3 protein-coding genes are annotated in these 6,155 nt (G+C 47.3%); 2 read left to right on the top strand and 1 reads right to left on the bottom strand.

Features of this window, described 5'->3' with window-relative positions; genetic code table 11:
- Positions 1-566 precede the first annotated feature (566 nt).
- Positions 567-1,847, top strand: a complete 1,281-nt coding sequence (locus COV46_01805; protein PIR18004.1) for a hypothetical protein — start codon at positions 567-569, stop codon at positions 1,845-1,847.
- A gap of 15 nt (positions 1,848-1,862) precedes the next feature.
- On the top strand, positions 1,863-5,504 hold the full coding sequence (locus COV46_01800; protein ID PIR18003.1) for a hypothetical protein: 3,642 nt from the start codon (positions 1,863-1,865) through the stop codon (positions 5,502-5,504).
- A 194-nt stretch (positions 5,505-5,698) separates the two neighbouring features.
- Here the strand turns inward: COV46_01800 and COV46_01795 are convergent.
- A partial coding sequence (locus COV46_01795; protein ID PIR18002.1) for a 4Fe-4S ferredoxin occupies positions 5,699-6,155 on the bottom strand: 457 nt, incomplete at its 5' end.

The raw sequence follows: 6,155 nt of genomic DNA, 5'->3' as shown, positions 1-6,155 counted from the left end.
GCAGCTTAAATTTTCCAGGCGATGCCGATATTATCATAAGAGGTGAGAATGCAAGCGACAAGTTTGGCTATCCTGTTCGTTGATTGTTCCTTTCGGCTCTTCGCGGATTTGAGTGGGCCTTTTGCGGGACATCTATGCTGAGCGGCTCATGACATTCTTGGGTAGGTAAAAAGCTATCCATCATGTGGCGCGCCGGCCCCCGAAGGGAGATCCGGTGCACGCCACATGTGGGCAACTTTTTGCGTCATACTCAAGAAGTAGTTACCCACCCACGCGCACACCAGCTCCTTACGGGCTGGTGCGCGTGCGCGGATAATTATTCGTCGCGCTTGAAAACAACTTTCTTTTCATTTATAAACAGATGATTCACGTCTAATCGCTTCTTCCCGCCATCTTGTCCCGCAAAAGGCCCACTCAAATCCGCGAAGAGCCACTTAATGAAATACCACATTTTCAATCACTTGCCAAGCTTTTCTATAACTTACTTCTAGAATTTGCTTGAGTAGTTACGAAATCTGGTCCAAAAGGCAACTTTGAGGGGGCGATATGCCGATAATAGTACTGTTATGACAGATACCCCAAAAGTTACAGAGTATACTCCCATCCTGATTCAAATGGCCGATTCCTTTGCCGTCAAAGATGAAGCCCTAGTGACCTATGATCTCAATGGTGACGGACATGATGATCATATTCGTATAGTCTACCAGAAAACCCGCTATAAGTTCACTGTCAAATTTGGAAAATCCTATGGGGGAGGCAGGACACCAACCTTCTGGAAGCCCCAATCCATGACGCGGGATCTCAGCTTTGAACGTAGCATGTACAATAATGTTGTGCCTCGTGTACAGCCATTCACTTCAAAGGGAGACGCAGCCAAATTTTACACTAAGAACGATCGAGGGCGTGTCACCGATCAAATTCATTGGTCAGCCTTGACCAAAGAGTACCCACAATTGACTGGTGTGCTTTTTGATCATCGTGTGCAGCATCTTGCCCCTGCTTTTGCACTCCTGTTTCGCTCGGCAAGTTTTCGTGGCCAACTCCATCGCGCGATTCAGAATGGCTATACCTTCAAAATTAATGGCGGAAGTGGTATGTTTCTTAACCCCGTTGAAAAAACTATTACGATTTCCGCATCAACCCAACTCACTGATTTCCTCTTTATCTTTCCGCATGAGCTGGCCCATCAGGATATTCATCCAGAAGACAAGACAAGTCTTGGAGTTTTTATTAACAGCTATGCTATGAATGAGGTGCGTCCGGATATCTTTGCCATTAAAGTGCTCGGAGAGCTCAGAATAAAATCTGATGAGATCTGGTGGCTCAATCACAACCTCTATCGTGCCTATAAACTGGGTGGTGAAAAGGCACTGCTCGCCGCACGCAAGAAGCATATTGATCCACGTGGTCTGACGTATGCTGAAAAGGCCTATTTGATTTTTACGATTCCTGAATCAGAAGATGATCGTTTTGCGCGAGAAGCAGAAATACTTGCAACGCCACGCCACGAGTTGCGATCAGCTATGGGAGAATGGCAAGATTGCTTTCGGTGGCAAATTTCTCAAAAGCGACAGACAAATCCTGCGGCCATTTTAGACTCAGACACAGCTCAAAATATTGCGACAAAGCATCCACGCATGCAGGAGTCTTTAAAAACGCATCGCAAAGAATGGATAAAACTCTTCAAGCATTTGATTGGTCCCCATAAGGATCAAGCTGCAATGATGGTCGATGAGCAGAAAGCCAATGTATTGCTGCGCGCACTGATCAATGATTACATGGATAAAGGCCTTGAAGAGATTCGTATCGCCAATGCAGCGAAGCTTGGCATTGGACAATATTATTGAGGGAATGAGACGAATATGGGTAATCCAAAAGTAGATACTAAAACACGTTATCGGATAACCGATGATTATAATGGCTCTGTATGCGAGGACGGAAGCAGTAGGGATGAGAGGGCCAAGTTTATCTGTAGCGGAGAGAAGAAGCTGGATTCGTTCACAGTAGACTCATTGTATCGTCATATAAGGTTATTGGGTTATCCACCGCGCATCGACAAAACCTTTACGATATCGCTATTCAAAGACCATCTACAAATGATTCCCGATCGTCGTGTGGATTCAATTGAAGATCAAGGTGTGCTGAGAAGTATGCAATGTGCGTTGGATCGAGGAATTGTCGACGCAGCAGAAAATGCCACATCTGGGGAAACAAATAAGGATTGGTTAACCGAATTAACAACGTACACGCTAAATCGCGTGACACAAATGTTTGACGCCTCATATGAGAATTTTAGTTTTGGCACTTCATGCCGAAAGCCAGAGAATCTGTCGGCGCTATCGTTTGAGACACTTTCTAAGCCTGAGAATACTGCCAAATACCTGGAACAATTCGGTGATCCGTTTGTCACTTTTATTCATGCAGCTATTACGAGCTCTGAGATCGATCCGAGTCAGCATACACACTTGGCAAACGCAGCCGTGTATCTCATTGAGCATCATGCCGATAAAATTACACCGCCGATCCTGAGAGATGTTTTGGCCTTTGAACAACGCATCGAACATCCAGAACTGCGTGAGGTGTTGTACGGTAACGAGGTCGATCCTCCTTCACCGATCATTAAGGCGGTATTCGACAAGTACAATGAGGCGATTAAAGATCCATCCGCCTGGGGTGTGGTGGAATACCCATATATCTTGGCCTTGGCTTTGCGGCGCGGACACCCAGATGCCGTAGCAGAAATGCGAGATATTATTGTAAAGGACACACACAATGTGTTGGCGGCACGAGCCCCAGATGGAGATACTGTATGGGCATTTCTCCAGCCCTCCAAAGCCAGAGATGTCTTACCTCACCTGAGAGAATCGTATCTGGCCGCCAGCTATGAGATGCGATCGGAGTTGCCCGAACTTCTCCGCCAACCCAGTTTTCACGTTATCAATCTCCTTGAGATTCTTGGGCGCGATCAGAGCGGTGCCAAGCATTTGCAAACCGTGGAAGCCGAATATCGTGCGACGTTTGATGAAGAGGATATGAAGGACTATCGCCCCCTCAGTCTACTTGATTACTCCCAATTCATTGCAGGGCAAACAGCCAACCAGCATCTTCCTTACAAAGAGAGCAAGCACAACATGATCTTTGAATATCTGATGGGCAATGACACGCCCATGTCGCATGAGATGAAACGGCGTATGTATGATAAGGACCTGCGTCGTACCGATTTTGATCCTGATGACTGGACAAATTTTTTGAGCGCGTGGAGTCAAATGGCCCCACTGGATGGATTGCCTTCTGCGGACAATGCCATGCAAGCGATATTTCACCTGGTTAATCATCCATGTGTAGCCACGGCAGATGCACTAGCAGAACTCACAAAAAATCTTCAAGCTTACGATAACAGACAAGACTCTATTCAAATCAGAATTAAAGAAGTGCGGAGAACAGAGGCCAATTTTGAAGAAATGGGTCTTTCCGAGTGGTATTCTTGGGGATATACGGACGAATCATTGGCTGAAAAGCGGGCAGCAAATGATGAGGCACTCGCGTCGATTCCTGAATGGGAGCAGGAAATTACACATCTCAAGGTAGACAAAGAAAAAATGCTTGTCCGTGTATCGAAATTTTTTGATCGTGAGCTAGCTGGAGCAGCATTAACCCGTTATATCAGCAACGCTGACGAACCCAGTGGACTACATTTGGGCCACACACTGCGGGAACTTGCAAAGGCGTCTATCGAAAATAAGCAGGAACCAGCCAAACTGTACGAGGCTGTGATCGCAGTGGCTTTAAAAACTAAAAACCCAGATGTTGTTGCGGAGATGGTTGATGTCCTCAAGCTGGCAGAAGAAAAGCACGCCTATGCCACCCACGCTACTCCACCGTACCAAGGATTAAAACAGTTAGTTCTGCGTGGAGGCAAAGTCAGTGATATTGCTTGGAAAGCCCTCAAGGAAGTGATCACGGCCTACTGGAATCAGCCAGAGACGATATCGGAAACGCCCACAGCCTCTGGGGATCCAAGCAAGGCTCCTGCACCAGATAAATCGATGGTCTATCTGGAAGCGTTGGAGGAGATTGCCAGCATAACCAACCCGCATGTCGTCGATGCAGCTGATATGCTACTGCAGCGTTTTTATGCAACAGATGACGAGACGCTCTTCACCATGTTGCAGGACTTGGACACCATCGCGCTACAAGGTTTTGTGGCTACTATGGGTAACAACAGCTCTGGCGAGCAGGCCAGCAATGCGAAGGCATCCAGTGCAGCTCTCAAGGTCATAACGGACTTATCACTCTTGAGCAATGAAAGTGCATACTCATTTGTCCTAACACGATTTGGTCAGGGCGATACCACGATGAGCAAAACGCTGGAGATTATTGCCAGTGATGAAAATACACAACTTGATCGAACACGCATCGTAGAGACGGTACTACCCCTCACCTTGGAAATAGGTTCTGCACCGCTGTATCAGGCAGCATTTCGCTTACTCAAAAGTGCTGCCCAATATAACGTACCTGGAAGCTTTGATGCATTAACAGACAATGTTCTTACCCATTTTGATATGACAGGACTGTGGGAAGGAAGATCCACCGAAGCAGCGGACGCACTCCTTTCCTTGAGTGATCCGGAGATGAACATGGAACTGAGTGGATCACTCCAAACGCTTGATACCTATTTGGCCAGCTTTATTGGAGAGCCGGAAAGTTCGGATGATGATATTGATCCAAGCCTATCGCATTTTCGCCGACTACCACACGGCGACTATCTGGCGCAATTTAATGAAGCGGTTGAAGATTTTTATGACAAGCGTAATGAACTTCGTGAAGCAGAGCGTTTAGCCCAGGCTGCTCGCGGAGGTTCACAACATTCCGACTATTCGCCAAATGGTACGCCAGTTCGACAGGTGAACGAAGAAGGTCCCTATCTTACACCGGAAGGACAGGGAGGCGTGTCAAATCCTGGAGCGATTAGCTCGTACGCTGGTACGCATGGTACTCCGCGAGGCATGACGGTGTATGTAGGAGAAAATGGCGGTGGCGATGGCACGGAAGCCCTGACTGCCCCCAGTGAGGCACCAGTGACCTCCGGTTTTATGGTCCTTGCATCACCTGCAGAAGTCCTAGAGTCGAGCTATATTGCCGTACTCCATCCCCAAGTGAGCGATGGAAACAAGAAGCAAGAAATCAGCGTGATTAGTAACATCGCCATGCACATGCCGCCGCTGCAAGGACATGCTGTACTACGATTGGTAGACATTGTTTTTGCACCAGTAAAGGTTTCTCTGGATGTCAAAACATACGCCTTGGAAACATTAATCACCATTGCCGGTAGTGTCTATCCCAAAGCGGACCAGGGTTTGATGATACTAATTGACGATGCGTATACGTTAGCCCATGATGGATCCGACTGGGGATATGACGTTTTGGAAATCATTGCAGAGAAAGCTCCAGATAAGTTCAGTGGACCCGCTGGTGACTATCTGCAGCAGCTCGACGAAAAATAGTTTTCACGAAACCCACAAGACGGACTCGTTTAGGGTGTGCGAAAAACCCACAAGACGCATTTAGGGCGTACCAGGATGAATCGTGATAACATGTTGAAATTATTGAATATGAGCGACACGGGCATATTCAGAAAGTGTAGCATTCCCGTCACTTTTGAGTCCGTCTTGTGGTTTTTTGTGGTTTTTCCCAAGTATCAACGAATTAGGTTGTATCCTAATTTCCCGAGCCCTAATTTTGCCGCGTGGTTGATCTGAAGATTTCCGTCCATGCCGCAGTGTTCCTTGAAGATGTCGCGGCCTGCGTGTTTTTCAACGAGGTCCATCGATGCCTTGTCTATCGCTACCGGATCGGTTGAGACAAGTATGCCGATGTCGGGCATCAGAGGTTTGGTCTGAGTCTTAAAACAGTCGCACTGAGGGGTCAGAAATGTAAGGAAGTTTATGTAAAAAGAGCGCTTATCTTTCAACACTCCCAGCGCATACTCCGCTATCTTTTCCTGAACGACCCCGGCATTTTCGTTCCACGGGATATTAAAGACCTTGAAGTTGCAGGCGAGGATACACTGTCCGCAGCCGGTGCATTTTACAGGATCTAGGTGGATCGTCATTGCGAGCCCCGAAGGGGCGCGGCAATCTCCTGAACCAACCCGT

It is taken from the genome of Deltaproteobacteria bacterium CG11_big_fil_rev_8_21_14_0_20_49_13, assembly GCA_002796305.1.
Lineage (GTDB): Bacteria > UBA10199 > UBA10199.
The sequence above is the reverse complement of the archived record's forward strand: the minus strand, read 5'-3'. Positions and strand labels throughout refer to the sequence as shown.